This window comes from Hyphomicrobium sp. (genome assembly GCF_035687085.1).
Classification (GTDB): Bacteria; Pseudomonadota; Alphaproteobacteria; order Rhizobiales; family Hyphomicrobiaceae; genus Hyphomicrobium_B.
Map to the genome: position 1 here is coordinate 190,037 of NZ_DASRYS010000017.1, position 12,071 is coordinate 202,107.

The 12,071-nt window shown below is 63.2% G+C and carries 10 protein-coding genes; 5 read left to right on the top strand and 5 right to left on the bottom strand.

All coding sequences use genetic code 11. The features are described 5' to 3' along the window. Positions 1–140: 140 nt before the first annotated feature. On the top strand, positions 141–2,222 hold the full coding sequence (locus tag VFG26_RS15445; protein WP_325026893.1) for a L,D-transpeptidase family protein: 2,082 nt from the start codon (positions 141–143) through the stop codon (positions 2,220–2,222). Positions 2,223–2,246: 24 nt separating this feature from the next. Here the strand turns inward: VFG26_RS15445 and metC are convergent, their stop codons facing one another. Next, positions 2,247–3,434, bottom strand: coding sequence for a cystathionine beta-lyase (gene metC / locus VFG26_RS15450; RefSeq protein ID WP_325026894.1), 1,188 nt, complete (start codon positions 3,432–3,434; stop codon positions 2,247–2,249). 192 nt (positions 3,435–3,626) lie between these two features. Between metC and VFG26_RS15455 the strand changes: the two genes are divergently transcribed. Beyond that, complete coding sequence (locus tag VFG26_RS15455) at positions 3,627–4,664, top strand: amino acid ABC transporter substrate-binding protein (RefSeq protein ID WP_325026896.1); 1,038 nt, start codon at positions 3,627–3,629, stop codon at positions 4,662–4,664. 54 nt (positions 4,665–4,718) lie between these two features. Next, positions 4,719–5,318, top strand: a complete 600-nt coding sequence (locus VFG26_RS15460; RefSeq protein WP_325026897.1) for a hypothetical protein — start codon at positions 4,719–4,721, stop codon at positions 5,316–5,318. Positions 5,319–5,329: 11 nt separating this feature from the next. On the opposite strand, the gene VFG26_RS15465 is transcribed toward VFG26_RS15460, so the two are convergent. Both VFG26_RS15465 and VFG26_RS15470 read right to left on the bottom strand, forming a co-directional pair. Then, positions 5,330–6,394, bottom strand: coding sequence for a hypothetical protein (locus VFG26_RS15465; RefSeq protein WP_325026899.1), 1,065 nt, complete (start codon positions 6,392–6,394; stop codon positions 5,330–5,332). Then, positions 6,391–8,325, bottom strand: coding sequence for a vWA domain-containing protein (locus VFG26_RS15470; RefSeq protein WP_325026901.1), 1,935 nt, complete (start codon positions 8,323–8,325; stop codon positions 6,391–6,393). The genes VFG26_RS15465 and VFG26_RS15470 overlap by 4 nt, the downstream gene beginning before the upstream one ends. 111 nt (positions 8,326–8,436) lie before the next feature. Between VFG26_RS15470 and VFG26_RS15475 the strand changes: the two genes are divergently transcribed. Further along, the gene (locus VFG26_RS15475) at positions 8,437–9,012 is read left to right on the top strand and encodes a nitroreductase (protein ID WP_325026902.1); all 576 of its coding nucleotides are present in this window, start codon (positions 8,437–8,439) and stop codon (positions 9,010–9,012) included. Between the two features lie 191 nt (positions 9,013–9,203). Here VFG26_RS15475 and VFG26_RS15480 read toward each other — a convergent pair whose 3' ends face one another. Then, positions 9,204–9,986 (bottom strand): NAD kinase, encoded by a 783-nt coding sequence (locus VFG26_RS15480; RefSeq protein WP_325026903.1) that lies wholly within the window; start codon positions 9,984–9,986, stop codon positions 9,204–9,206. A gap of 56 nt (positions 9,987–10,042) precedes the next feature. Between VFG26_RS15480 and cutA the strand changes: the two genes are divergently transcribed. Beyond that, complete coding sequence (gene cutA, locus VFG26_RS15485; protein WP_325026905.1) at positions 10,043–10,423, top strand: divalent-cation tolerance protein CutA; 381 nt, start codon at positions 10,043–10,045, stop codon at positions 10,421–10,423. A 5-nt stretch (positions 10,424–10,428) separates the two neighbouring features. Here the strand turns inward: cutA and VFG26_RS15490 are convergent, their stop codons facing one another. Beyond that, positions 10,429–11,562, bottom strand: coding sequence for a hypothetical protein (locus VFG26_RS15490; protein ID WP_325026906.1), 1,134 nt, complete (start codon positions 11,560–11,562; stop codon positions 10,429–10,431). Positions 11,563–12,071 lie beyond the last annotated feature (509 nt).

A 12,071-nucleotide genomic window follows, 5' to 3' on the forward strand; every position in this document is an offset into this window, starting at 1 on the left:
TGGGCTGTCGAGATTCCAACTTTGATCCGACACCAACGTTTAACTTTGGACCGCATTTCCGAAACGAACTCTAGCGGGAAGTCGAGACTGCATTAGGCTGCGGTCGAGGGAGTGTGGAAAGAGAGTAGAGTGTAGTCTCGATGAACCTGTCTCTCCGTTCCGGCATCCGCTCCGTATACGCAGCGATTGTCATTGGCGTCGGACTCGTGGGCGCGGCGGCCGTGCCGTCCTTTCCGCGCGCTCAGGATGCGCCGCCGTCTAACCCTGATCCATCGTCCCCGCCGCAGGCCCAGATGCCGGATGCCCAGACGGCGCCGGATGGCCAGGCACCGGACGGCCAGAATCCAGACGGAACGCCAAGCGTGGCGCCGAGCGGCACCTCGTCCGAGGCGGCTCCCGCTGTTCCTGCTCCCGAGGCGGCTGCCGAGACACCGCCGCCGGAGTTGACGGGAACGCCGGCGGCCATCTGCGCCAAGCTCGCAGCCAAGGATACGCCCGGCATCGAGGAGCGGGATCGCGAAGCCATTTCGAAGTTCTACCAAGGCCGCGCATGCCGTCCGCTTTGGGTCGACGAGCAGGGCCCCACCCGCGCAGCATCACTCGCCATCAAGGAAATTGCCCAAGCCGCGGATTGGGGCCTCGACGCTTCGGGCTTTGACCTCAAGGCGGCAAAGCAGCCGATAACATCGGGCAGCTGGACGCCCGAAGAGACGGCTGCCGCCGATCTCGAAATCACTGCCGCAGTCCTCCGCTACGCCTACCAGGCCGAGGGGGGCCGGATTCCGGATCCGGATAAACGTCTATCCGCCTACCTCGACCGCACCCCCGCCATCACAGACCCGGTCACTGTTCTGACGCGCGTGTCGGGTGCGCCAGACGCCGGAGACGCGCTGCGCGCCTTTCAGCCCACGCATGATCAGTTCCTGAAGCTGAAGGCCCTGCTCGCGCGCATGCGCGCTGGGCCGCCTCCAGAGCTGAAGCGCTTTGAGATCCCGCGGCGCGGCGAGCTTCTTCTCGTCGGTGTGCGTAACCCCGACGTTGCGATCTTGAAGCAGCGGTTCGGCATTGCCTCAGCTCCGGGATCCGAACAGCTTTTCGATGATGCGCTCGCCGGGGCCATCAAGAAATTCCAGGAGTCGAAATCGCTCCGGCCCGACGGTATCGTCGGCTCTTCGACCCGCGCAAAGCTTTCGGGTGAAGATCTCAAGGCGTCGCCAGAAAAAATTTCAGCTGTCCTCGCCAATATGGAGGAGTGGCGTTGGATGCCGCGTTCGCTCGGAGATCCTCACGTCTTCGTCAATGTCCCATCGTTTTCCATCGTGCTGATGGAAAACAATAAGCCCGTGTTCAACGAACGCGTCATCGTCGGAAAGGCAAGCACGCAGACGCCGATCTTCTCCAAGGAGATGACGAAGATCGTTCTACGCCCGCGGTGGAACCTGCCCGACTCCATTAAGGCGACGACGCTTCGCGCGGGCCGCTCTCTCGAGGGCCAGGGCTACGTGGTCATGCGCAACGGCCGCATCATCAACAGCAGCCGCATCAATTGGGGAAGAGCCAAGCTCAGCGAATATACGGTTTATCAGCCAGCCGGGGACGACAATGCGCTCGGCTCCGTCAAAATGCTTTTTCCGAATAAACATTCGGTCTACCTCCACGACACCCCGTCGCGATCACTTTTCAATAGTTCGGTTCGACTGTTCAGCCACGGCTGTATGCGAGTGCGAAATCCGCAGACGCTTGCGCAATTGGTTTTCAATATCGATCAGAAAAATCAGACGCCGAACGTTGCCCACCTCGTCAACAAAGGCCCGAGGGACAATCAGATTAGCTTAAATAAGCCGATTCCCGTCCACGTCGGATACTTTACTGTGTGGATTGGCGACGATGGCTCGCCGCAGTTCTTCGATGACCATTATGGTCATCAGAAGCGCATCACGCTGGCGCTTGCGGGGAAGTGGAAAGATATCGATTACACGCGCGAGCGCATTACTCCCGAGACGGCCGATATCGCGCCCACGAGAAAATACCGCGTGAGCAGCCGCAGAGGTCGAGATGACGGCGACGACGACGATGATGCCGGCCGCGGCTCTCGCGGTTATGCGGCGAGGCGTGGGGAGGAGGGGCGGTCGCGCGGAGGCATGGGCCTGTCGCGATCCGGCCGCTCCTATTCGGGCGGCAGCACGGTCGGCGATATGGTCCGCCGCTCGCTGGGCTTCTGATTGTGCGCGCAGCGAACGCAAAACTCAGCTCGCCGCTTTGAGGCGCGCGAAACCCTGCGTGAGATCCTCGATCAGATCCTCGACGGCCTCGAGACCAATGTGGAAGCGAAGCGCCGGTCCCGGCCCCTGCCAGCGGGTCGCGGTCCGGTAGGACGTCGGATCGAACGGAATGACGAGGCTTTCATACCCGCCCCAAGAGTAGCCCATGCCGAAGAGCTTCAGCCCGTCGAGAAACGCTGCGAGCGCTTTCTCCGGCACTGGCTTCAACACGGCTCCGAAGAGCCCGCACGCGCCGTTGAAATCCCGCTTCCAGAGCGCATGACCCGGATCGCTGGATAGAGCCGGATGCATGACACGGTCGACCTCCGGGCGGCTCGCGAGCCACTCCGCAACCGCAATGCCTGAGCGCTGATGCCGTTCGAGACGAACCGCAAGGGTCCTGAGGCCACGCAGCGCGAGATAGGTCTCTTCCGAGCCCGGGCACGTGCCGAGCGTCTCCTTCGCGAGGTCGAGATACTTCGCCGCGCGCGCGTTGCCGGTGACGGCGCCCATCATCGCGTCGGCATGTCCTACGATATATTTGGTCGCGGCCTCGATCGAAACGTCCGCGCCAAGCGACAGCGGCTTGCAGTAAAGCGGGGTCGCCCAAGTGTTGTCGGCGAGAACCCAGATGTTCTTTGCGCGCGCAGCCGCAGCGATCGCGGGAATATCCGGCATCTCGAACGTCTGCGATCCTGGGCCCTCGACGAGCACCAGCTTCGTGTTCGGCCGGAAGAGTTCGGCGATGCCGGCGCCGATGAGCGGATCGTAATAGGTCGTCTCGACGCCGAGCTTGCGCAGCATCTTGTCCGCGAACATGCGGCCCGGCTGATAGACGTTGTCGGGGATGAGAATGTGATCGCCGCTTTCGGCAAACGCCAGAATTGCGGTTGAGATCGCCGCGAGGCCCGAGGATGTCAGCACTGTCTGCGCGCCGCCTTCGAGGTGCGCGATGGCCTCTTCGAGAGCCTGCGTCGTCGGTGTCGCGCGGCGGCCGTACGTGAAGGGCTGCTTGCGCTTGTTGATCGCATCGAGCGTGGGATAGAGAACCGTCGACCCGCGATAGACCGGCGTGTTGACGAATCCATGCTGCTCGAACGGCCTGCGCCCAAGGTGCACAACCTCGGTTTCCGGCTGCTCGCTGCGCTCGGAACTCTCGTCTTTTTTCGCCATTATCAACATCTCCGGGGGCGGGTCGCGTCCTGGTGGCGCAAGTTTGCTTCACGGTCAAGGTCTTGACCATTCCGCGCTGGCGCGGGATGTCTGGCAGACGCGCGAGTTCGGGGCGCCCGCGCCGGAGGCCTTGCTTTCGTCTGCCCAGGGAAATGAAGTGACTTCATTGAAGCATTGGCCGGAAATGTGCAGATGAGCAGCGTGTGGAAGTTTTGCGCGGCAGCGCTTTTGCTTCTCGCCTCAAATATAGCAACGTCTTGGGACGCATCGAGCGGCGCCTCGAGCACCCTCGATACCGTTCGCGCGCGCGGCAAGGTCATATGCGGCGTTGCCGACAATGAACCGGGCTTCAGCGACGTCAATTCGCGTGGCACATGGAGCGGACTGGACGTCGAGTTCTGTTCGGCGCTGGCAGCGGCGGTGCTCGGAAACCGGGACGCCGTCAAATATCTGAGCCTAAACCGCGGAGATCGCTTCAAGGCCCTCCAGGATGGCGAGGTCGACGTGTTGCTCGGCGCGACGGCCTGGACGCTCACGCGCGACACTGAGCTTGGCGCGCATTTTGCTGGCGTTCTCTATTATGATGGGCAGGGCTTCATCATCCCTCGCAATCATTCGATCGCAAGCGTGCTGGAGCTTTCCGGCGCCTCGATCTGCGTGCTGTCGGGTTCGAGCGATGAAGCGGCAATCTCCGACTTCTTCGGGGCGCGCAAAATGCGCTACCAGCTCGTCACCTCCGATCGCTGGGACGACCTCGTCAAGACGTACGCTAATGGCGGATGCACGGTCCTGACGGGGGACATGTCGTTGCTCGCTTATGAAAAAGGCCGGCTGCCGAACGCAGCGGAGCAGATGCTCCTGCCGGAAATGATAACCAAGGAGCCATACGGCCCTGCGGTGCGCATGGGCGACGAAAACTGGTTTGCCGTTGTCCGCTGGACGATGATGGCCCTGATCGCGGCCGAAGAGATGAACATCTCCAGCGCTAACGTCGAAGCCTCCAAGGGCTCGCCCACACACGAGTCGCGCCGCTTTCTGGGCCTCGATGCTGATTTGGGAGCGCGGCTCGGCCTCTCCCGCGACTGGGCCTATCAAATCGTGAAGCAGACCGGCAATTACGGCGAGATCTTCGAGCGCACGCTTGGCCAGAACTCGCCGCTGAAGCTCGAGCGCGGCCCCAACAATATCTGGAGCAAGGGCGGCCTGATGTACGCGCCGCCATTCCGCTGATACGGTTCGAGGTGCCAAGACTGCGGCGCGGCTCGTGAGCGGCAAAGGTTAGTCATGGGCGATAGGGCAACGATAGAAACACTCTTGAGCGCCGCCGTTTTCCTGATCCCGGTCGCGGTTCTTCTCACATTGTTCGCACTCTTTTTGCGGCGGAAGCCGAAGCTTCCGCGCGAGACCTCGAGCAAGCAGCAGCCGGCGCCGCCATCGCCAACGCCGTCACCCGCGCCATCGCCGCTGGCCGCGGGGCTGGACGTCGCGCCGCCGCAACCCGAGCCGCCCATCGAAGATGTAGAAACGCTGAACAGGAAAATCGAATTGGCGCTGGGTCGTGGCGACAAGACCGCGCTTTCGGGCCTCTATTACGATCTGGCAGCAAGTCATGAGCGCATGGGCAACACGGATGCGCGCATGGCGGCGCTGCGCTCAGCTGCCGGATACGGCGCGCTGCACGGCCCTGAAACGGCCCACGCAGCAGCCCGCGTCGCGCTCGCAGAAGCCGCGCAACGCGCCGGCGATCTGACGTCCGCCTGCGAACAGTGGCAAATGGCGCGAACGGCATATCTCAAAGCCGGAGACACTGACCGGCACGACAGCATTGAAAAGCGAATGCGCGACAACGGCTGCCCGACAGATTGGGTGCTGACCGACTTCTGAAGAGACAGCGATCAGTTCTGATCGGGCTCGGTCGGCATGATCGTGGTCGCGCCGGGGGCGGAACGTTCGCTACGTTCGTCGCGCGCGGCCGCCATCATCACCTCGACGCTGACGTGGTCCCCGTCCTTGATCTGGAAGTCTTTCTGGAAAATGTGCCCGCCCGACGATGCCCTCACGACATAGTTGCCCGGCGCGAGCACGTGCGTGGGCAGCGCGCCGACGCTTTCCTTGACCATCTCGCCTTCGTCCGTCTGGATCGTCCAGCGCGTGTCAGGCATCGCTTCGCCGCCCGATCGCGTGACAAGCTTGAACGTCGCCTTGCCGCCGGTGTGCGTAACGGTCGTCTCCGTTAGCTTGCCGGCCTCAACCGTTACGTCCGTTTCGATCTTCGCGTTGGCGTCACCGTATTGCGAGACGATCCTATAGATGCCGGAGTTCAGCCGGATGATCAGGTTCGGCTTGGCAGCCGTAATCACGGCCGTCCTGTTCTCGAACTGATCGCGATCGTCCGCGTAAATCGAATAAGTCACGAATCCGGGCGGCGCCGGCTTGCCGTTGATGAGCGCCGAAAGCCGCAGACCTCCGGCGTTGAGAACGAACGCTTCGAACGGCGGGCCGTCCTCCGCCTTGACCGTGATCTTGCGCGTGAGGTTGGCTCGCCCGAATGCGGCGTTGACGGTGTATTCGCCGGGCTGCAGCTTGAGGAACGGGCTCGCCTCGTGCGACTCCATCAAGAGCCTCGATTTCCGGGCCTGCCCGCTCGTCTGGAACACGCGCCACACAAGGCCCTGGTCGATCTGCTGACCATCGCCCGTGAGCAGCGCGACGACCTTGACGCCCGTCCCCTTGTTCTTGCCCCGCTCAACGACCGTGGTGTTCTTGCGCTTCTCGATCGTCGGTCCCCAGGGCCCCGCCGGTGGGCCATCGGGTACGGCATTGCGGTCCTGCGCAAGCGCAACCGTCGCTGCAAAGGCTGAGAGCAGCAGCACGGCGAGCGCTGAAGCGCGCAAACGAGCGAAGGCGCGTGCACGCCGCTCCAAAACGCGAAGCCGATGTCTCACTGCCGTGTCGATCATCCCGGTCCAATCTCGATTTTCTGGCTTTCGCCGGCGCGGACTTCGAAGGACGTCTGCTGGTGACGGCCCCGCGCTTCGCAGCGTACCGTGTAGCGGCCGGGTGCCAGCAGTGCCGTCGCCCGCATGCCAGTCGCCCGCCACCGCGGCATGCCGCTATCGTCTGAAACTTCCCAGAACAAATCGCCCGCGACAGCGGACCCATCGGAAGGTGGTGCGAAGTTCACTTCGCCCGCCGCAATATCGATGACGGCGTTGGCCGGCTTCCCGGCAACGACGTCGAACTCCTTCGTAGCCGATATATGTGAGACGGCGAGGGAAGCCGTGACGCGGTAGCGTCCAGGGGACAGGTCCAGAGAAAGTTCCGGCCCCATGGCACGAACGATTCCGGTCCGGTCGTCGTCGATGCGCTCGACGCGGTAGAAGATGTTCTGCCCCGCCTTCGCCGGTGCGCCCGCCACGAGCGCCGACACCTTGAGCGGCACGAGAACGAGAGTGAGCTTTTCCGAGACCGTTTGTCCTGCGCCAACCGCGATGCGCTTTCGAACGTCGCCGCTGCGCGAGCGGGCGCTGACGTAATACGTGCCCTCCGGCAGCGTGAAGCTCGCCTGCGGACTGCGCGATCGCGCGACCTCGCGGCGGCCGTCCGGACTTTCCGGATCGTCGGCCGACACCGCAAACAGCACGTCCTGGACTTCACCACCATCCGCCGCCACCGCTGAAAGATCGACACGGCCGGTTCCGAGGTAGATGTCGAGTGGCTTGTCGTCTCCGGCGGCGAGCTGCAGGGTCTGCGAAGTTCGCGCTGCTCCGTCGGCGGCGGTCAGCGTGTAGGTCTCGGGCGGGAGGTAAAGATCGACCGCGCCGTTGCTCGCGATCGTCACCGGCTTGTCGCCGCGTGAAACGGTCAAGACAGCCGTTTCAGACCGGGCGCCGCCCTTGCTGGCGCTCACCCTGGCGCGAAGATGCGCGGCGTTGAAAGCCAAAATGATGCTCGGCTTATCGCCGTCCTTGATCGTGATCTCCTCGCGCGCCGTCAGCGCTCCGAGTTCGGCCGTGACCTCATAGCTGCCGGCGGGAAGTTTGGCGGTGATGTCGTGCCCTTCGGCTTTCGCCAGCGGAGCCGCATCGCCGACTTTGGAAATGCGCCACTTGATGAGCGGTCCCGTGAGGAGCGGGCCCGTCTCGGCGAGCGACGCCGATGCCCTGAGCGTAGCTCCCTCCGGCGGCGGCGGCGCAACGGGTTTGCCGTCGGGTCCAATGCCACCGGCGACAGAAGCACCGGGAGACAAGATCGCAAGCTCCGTTGCTTCGTTGATTGCGGCCGCTAGCCCCTCGGGATTGACGACATCATAGAAACGCCCGCCCGTCGATTGCGCGATGCACGCCATCCGCGGCCGCTCCTTGGCGGAAACCCCAATGCCGATCACCTGCACGGCAACGCCAGGAAAGCTCTTTGCGAGATTGCCGGCGACGGCGCAGGTGTCCTGCTGGCAATTGTCGGCGCCATCGCCAATGAATACGACCTGTGCCGGACGCGATTGGCCGATCGCGCCCATCGCGACCTTGAGCGCGGCAGTGAGGGGGCCGGGACCACGGGGATTGAGCTTGGCAATGGGATCGAGAACGGCTTGCCGCGGACTGTCGGGAGGGGCGATCAATTCCACATCGTTGCAGTCGCCGCGGCGGCGATGGCCGAAGGAGACGAGGCCGAGCCGCGTCGAATTCGGTTGAGACAGAAGAGCGCCAAGTCTCTCGCGCACGATGTCGATTTTGGCTCGGTTATCGGGCGGAAGGCGCGCCCACATCGAACCCGATCCGTCGAGCACGATCATGGCCGTTGGCGCATCCCCGCTGAGGGCGGGCTGCACGCCGCCCATCAGAAAAACCGCTACGATCACGGCCGCGACATAATTCATAAAATGCCCGCGCATCTTATCTCCACGCCCGTTTTCCGCTCGATTTACGAATCTGCCACGAACGGCCCGCTTGTAACAGGCGGCACCGTCGTATAGCGAGACGTCACGAATAGTACGGAACATGACATGAATACCGAGATTTTTGAATTTCTTGCGGCGAGACGCTCGGTGAAGCCGGACCGGCTCGCAGAGCCCGGACCGAACGCGGACGAGCTGAACCGCATCCTCACGACGGGTTCGCGCGTTCCTGACCACAAAAAGCTTTCCCCTTGGCGCTTCATCGTTTTCGAGGGTGACGCCCGTAAGGCGGCCGGCGAAATCTTTGTGGAAGCCTGCAAGAAGGAAGACCGCCAGGAGCCCTCGCCGATTAGGCTCGAGACTGAGCGTAACCGCTTCTTGCGCTCGCCGACCGTGGTCGCCGTCGTGTCGTCTGTGAAGGCCCGGCCGGGCGCCCCGGAGTGGGAGCAGGTGCTCTCCGTTGGCGCGCTCTGCTTCAACATGTGCCTCGCGGCCAATGCGCTGGGCTTCGGCACGTCGTGGCTCAGCGAATGGATCGCCTATAGCCCGACCGTGCGCGAAGGGCTGGGGCTCGCCGAGCACGAGAAGATCGCGGGCTTCATCTACATCGGCACGCCGATGGAAAAGCCCGAAGAACGCGAACGCCCCAACATCGACGCGCTCGTTACCCGCTGGCCGGCCTGATCGCGAACCACTCCTGCGGCGTTAACGCTTTGTTAACCATGCGCAGGCAGGCTGTGGCAATGCGTGTTGCACAATGCGATTCGCGGCCGGGCGGTATCAGCATCGCCAGGTCCGGTCCGTAGCGCAGCACAAGACCAAATCATGGCCCTCCGCGCGTGCTCCTGAGCACCTGCAGGAGGGCCAGTCGGTTTTTAATACCTGAACTGCTCGGCGAGGACGCGCTCCTCCAGCCCATGTTCGCGATCGAACATCATGAAGAGTTCGATGGCGCGCGCCTGCTCGATCTCGACCTTCACCACATGCCGGGTCTCGAAGTGATCGGCAACAGCGCTGACCGGCCGCTTCTCTTCTTCCAGAACCGTGATCGTAATATGCACCCGGTTGGGAACGAGGGCGCCGCGCCAGCGCCTTGGCCGAAAGGGGCTGATGGGTGTCACGGCCAGAAGCTGCGATTTGATCGGCAGGATAGGGCCGTGCGCCGACAGGTTATAGGCCGTCGAGCCGGCAGGGGTCGAAACGAGCACGCCATCGCAGATCAGCTCTTCGAGCCGCACTTTGCCGTCGATGGCGATCTGCAACTTGGCGGCTTGGTAGCGCTGGCGGAAGAGAGAGATCTCGTTGATCGCTAAGCTCTTGTGCGCCTTCCCGGCCGCGTCCGTCGCGATCATCGACAGCGGATGGATGCGGCTGATCTCGGCGGCGGCGAGCCGCTCCATCAGGTCCTCTTCCCGGTAGTCGTTCATGAGGAAACCGACCGAGCCTCGGTTCATGCCGTAGATCGGAATCTTGTCGTTGATGAATCGGTGTAGCGTCTGCAACATGAAGCCGTCGCCGCCGAGCGCGACGATGGCATCGGCTTCGTGCGGTTCGGTTTCTCCGTAGCGCTTGATCAAGGAGGCTTGCGCTTCGATCGCTTCGGGAACCTCGCTCGCGACGAAAGCGATGCGTTCGAATTTTTGCTTTTCTTTTGGCATTCAGGCCCTTCGATTCATGAGGGGTCGCAGCAAGCAAGACAGGGAAGCTCGCTCAAGTGTCGATAAACGACAACCCCCCAACGCGGGATAGCGGAGAGCGCGTCACTGCGCCAGCCACCGATGTGGTGATGATTTACGCGACATGCCCCGACCGGCAGACGGCGTTGGCACTGGGGCGCGGCATGGTCGAGGAGGGCATAGCCGGCTGCATCAACGTGCTGCCCTCGATGACGTCCGTCTATGTTTGGGAAGGCGAGACGGAGACCGCCGAAGAAGCCGTTCTGATCGCCAAGCTCGCGCGCGAGGGCGCCGATCGCGCCACGGCTTACATCATCGCCAACCATCCCTACGAGACGCCCGCGGTTCTGGTGCTTCCGGTGGAAGGCGGAAGTGCCGAATATCTGCGCTGGGTCAGGGATGGCACGCGGCGGGCATGAGCCGGTCAATAGATGCCGCCGAGCGAAAGCATGAGGTTATATCGCGCTGTGCCGCGCCGGGGTTCGCCGCGCCGGCCGGAACGGGCGGCATACTTCCGTCTTGGCCGCTCGCCCGAATAACCGCGCCGCGGGGTGCGCTTCGCGGCGCTGCCATAGGGCTCCGCGAGCGGAAGCGGCACGGCGTTGGCTCCCGTGGAGAGATCATCCCAACCGCTGTCTTGGCCAAGCCCCGCAACAACCGTTGAAGACGGGGCGGCATCCGCAGCACGGGCCGCATCAGGAACGATCACTAGGGGCTTCCATTGGGAGGATGCGTTGGCGGGCGCTTCAGCAGGCAGCTCGGCAATCGGCGCGCCGACCGACATGCGCCCGGGAAGCGGCACAGGCGAAGCCTCGGCGCGGGTGGCGGGCGGAGCAGCCTCGACAACCTTCTCGTCCTGCAGCCATGGCAGCTTCTCAGGTTCGGCCGTCACAGCGGACTTGACGGTGCCGGCGTCATGCGCAGCAGCCAATCGGCGCTCATCGAGCCGCCTCATCTTCTTCTGCGTCTGAGCGACGACGGCGCGCGGCACGCAGCGGCCGTTCTCAGCGATTTGGCCCACCGGGCAGTCCGCCGAGCAGGCGACGTCCTGATGGCTCTGCACGAGTGCGAGCAGCACGTAGTCGGGATGGTCGAATGGCAGTGTGGCGTTGGCTCGATCCATGAAGGCGGCCATCGCCCGCCGGCTCGCCGCGTTCCACGTGCCGGTGATTTCGCCGCCGTAGCAGCCCACCCGCCTCAGCTCACGCTGCAGGTCGCTGGCCAACCCGGCACGGGTTTCGGGATCGGCAGGATCGGCAGATCTGAGAGGCGAGGCGATAGACTGATCTGCGGGTACGACACGCGACCAGCTGGCAGGCTTCGGCGACGGTGGCGCAGACAATCGCGCCGCGTCCTCAGAGATCACCTCATGGAACGCAGATGGCTTGGACGAGATCGCGCCAATCCCTGCCACGCCCGGCTGCGGGCGGTCAGGCGCGGCGGAAATACGGATGACTTCGTCGACGTCTGCGGTTTGATCGGCGGCAGGGAAGAGATAGCCATAGGCCACGGCTACGGCCGCAGCCGTCAGCAACAGCACTCCACCCAAGCGCGGCATGGCGCATACTCCACGAACTCAAGGCGCTTCTGGTCCATCTCACTGGAGGATGTGAGGCGCTTACGCATGCAGTCTGGAATGTAGCATCCGCTACAACTTGGTAAACGGCAAAGGTGCGCTTTTAGATCCCGCTTGCCGGTGGATGCCCTGAAATGTGGGGGAACTCGGGCGAAAGTGCCCGGCGGACACACTCAAATCGGACACAATTGCGCCGTGCATAACTCATCAGTCAGCGGTGCAAAACCTCGGGATAACTGGGGTTTTTCAACTGCCCACGGACGAGTGAGCAAAAGCGGCCGAAGGGGCGCGTCGTAAGGACCACGCCATACTACAAATCTGATTCTCCAACGAATTCGGATTCACACCCGAACACGACTCAGTTAGGCCTAAAGGCGAGGGGAGTTTAATTCGCGTAGTTTTCCACCCTCGCGCCGGCCTTGAGGGAAAAAGTTATCAACCTTCGATTTCTTGCGGCGAAATCGTGGCGATACTTTGAGGCGGCGCCGGGA

Coding starts and splice junctions, on each gene's coding strand:
- VFG26_RS15445 (WP_325026893.1), top strand. CDS start 141: ATGAACCTGTCTCTCCGTTCCGGCATCCGCTCCGTATACGCAGCGATT.
- metC (WP_325026894.1), bottom strand. CDS start 3,434: ATGGCGAAAAAAGACGAGAGTTCCGAGCGCAGCGAGCAGCCGGAAACC.
- VFG26_RS15455 (WP_325026896.1), top strand. CDS start 3,627: ATGAGCAGCGTGTGGAAGTTTTGCGCGGCAGCGCTTTTGCTTCTCGCC.
- VFG26_RS15460 (WP_325026897.1), top strand. CDS start 4,719: ATGGGCGATAGGGCAACGATAGAAACACTCTTGAGCGCCGCCGTTTTC.
- VFG26_RS15465 (WP_325026899.1), bottom strand. CDS start 6,394: ATGATCGACACGGCAGTGAGACATCGGCTTCGCGTTTTGGAGCGGCGT.
- VFG26_RS15470 (WP_325026901.1), bottom strand. CDS start 8,325: ATGCGCGGGCATTTTATGAATTATGTCGCGGCCGTGATCGTAGCGGTT.
- VFG26_RS15475 (WP_325026902.1), top strand. CDS start 8,437: ATGAATACCGAGATTTTTGAATTTCTTGCGGCGAGACGCTCGGTGAAG.
- VFG26_RS15480 (WP_325026903.1), bottom strand. CDS start 9,986: ATGCCAAAAGAAAAGCAAAAATTCGAACGCATCGCTTTCGTCGCGAGC.
- VFG26_RS15490 (WP_325026906.1), bottom strand. CDS start 11,562: ATGCCGCGCTTGGGTGGAGTGCTGTTGCTGACGGCTGCGGCCGTAGCC.